Source organism: Moorena sp. SIO3I6, from assembly GCF_010672095.1.
Window position 1 is genome coordinate 1 of sequence record NZ_JAAHHU010001065.1, and the last position, 1,724, is coordinate 1,724.

Here is a 1,724-nt window from a genome sequence, read left to right on the forward strand (position 1 = left end):
ACTTCTAGCTTACTTCATGAGTCATGTTGGTCTATTATTATCCCACACTCAAATTTATCAACATTTGTGTCCCACTCTAATTTATCTAACCAACGCAATGCCTCCCTTCCCTGCTGCCCAGCTATGGCATCAACGGCCAATAGGTAACGAGCACGGCCACGATTGAGGGATTTTGGTCTAGTTGCGATCGCTTCGAGTTGTGCCATCCGCTCCTCGGGGGATTGGGATGCTAGTTTTAGGACTGTAGTGTCCCTAGGATCTCTGCGCCCCATGATTTGCTGGGGGAGCAAAACTACCCAATTCGTTAATCCTCGCGGGTTCTTGCGATCAATTAACGCGAAGATGGTAATCGAGATCAGCAGTAGGCTCAATCCCACACTAGACGCTAGTAGGATTTGTCGTCTGGTACGCTGGCGCAATTGCTGGCGCAATAAAGGATAGTAGCGGGAGAATTTCAAACGAGACCGTTTCATAGAGCCTCCTGGTGATGCACGTCCATAGTAGGATGGGATTTTGGGAATAGAAAGCTCTGTGACATCATCTGCGGGAGCATTGGTATTGTTAAGCTTGAGTAATTGGTGATGATGATGACTCACCGGGCTATTACCCATGCACCATTACTCTGACCGAAAAACACCTTTAACTATAAACACTACTGAAACAACCGGATAGGATCTGGCATTTCAATCCAACGTCTGACATTTCAACGTCTGTTCCTTTAACCATATTCAAAGGATCGATCGACAACCCCACAACTGTGCTGTGATTTGATAGAAGACTTATGGAACGCGGAAAAATAGTTGCTATTATAACTGGAGCTATATCGATATTGCTAGCGATCGCTTACTTAATTATTGTCCAGCTGCTAGATTTTCGAGGAGAGATGATCCCTGCTCCAGTTAGCCAATCATTAGACTGGGGATATTGGATGGGATATTTTTACCCAGGTATTGCGCAATGGTTAATCCCTTAATAAACCTATAAGTGTGAATGAAACTTCCCGCGCGTTTACACACAGGGATGATCCGGCAAGAGAAATACTATTCCCTTGCCGGATCGTTGCCCTAGGTTAGGATATACCCTGTTCTTTAGCTGATTCTAGTTGGCTGTATCCCGCAGTGCTGCCAGGACCGTCTCATGAATCACACCATTGCTGACAACCACACCCTGATTTTCAACTAGCTTAGAACCGATAGAAAAGTTCAGGGGCTTGCCATGCATATCTGTAACAACCCCACCAGCTTCCTCTACAACAATGGTGCCTGCAGCATGGTCCCAAATTTTCTCACGGTAGTTGGGATACTTCGAGGAAGGTAAACGTAGGTAAAGGGCGGCATGACCAGAGGCAACCGCACCATACTTAGCCTGAGAATCCATCCGCAGGGAGTCTGCAGTAATTCCCACCGCTTTAGCTACCAAATCTTGCCGAGAATGGTCCCCATGACCAGATTCCACGCTTTCGACGAACCGGAGTTCTGCTGTATTCTCAGCATCAGTCACTTGAATCGACTGGGGTTCCCCACCATTAATAGGTACCATGGTGGCTCCCTGACCCCGTACTGCCACAAATAGGACACCCCGTTCCCCATCTGGTTGTGCTAGGTTGACGGGTAAAGCTGGGCAAGCTAGCACTCCTACTTTCACTTCACCTTGTTCTACCAAAGCCAAGGCGACAGCATATTGATCATTACGCAGAAACCCTTTGGTGCCATCAATCGGGTCTA

At 47.3% G+C, this 1,724-nt stretch carries 3 protein-coding genes; 1 reads left to right on the forward strand and 2 read right to left on the reverse strand.

What is annotated here, in order from left to right:
- Window positions 1-14: 14 nt before the first annotated feature.
- Window positions 15-611, reverse strand: coding sequence for a hypothetical protein (locus tag F6K49_RS46145; protein WP_293109127.1), 597 nt, complete (start codon window positions 609-611; stop codon window positions 15-17).
- 170 nt (window positions 612-781) lie between these two features.
- Here F6K49_RS46145 and F6K49_RS46150 point away from each other — a divergent pair, with 170 nt between their 5' ends.
- Entirely contained in the window at window positions 782-973 is a 192-nt protein-coding gene (locus F6K49_RS46150; protein ID WP_075897600.1) for a hypothetical protein, read from the forward strand.
- A gap of 125 nt (window positions 974-1,098) precedes the next feature.
- Here the strand turns inward: F6K49_RS46150 and F6K49_RS46155 are convergent.
- Window positions 1,099-1,724 (reverse strand): inositol monophosphatase family protein (locus tag F6K49_RS46155; RefSeq protein WP_293109133.1); only part of this gene is annotated, 626 nt, incomplete at its 5' end.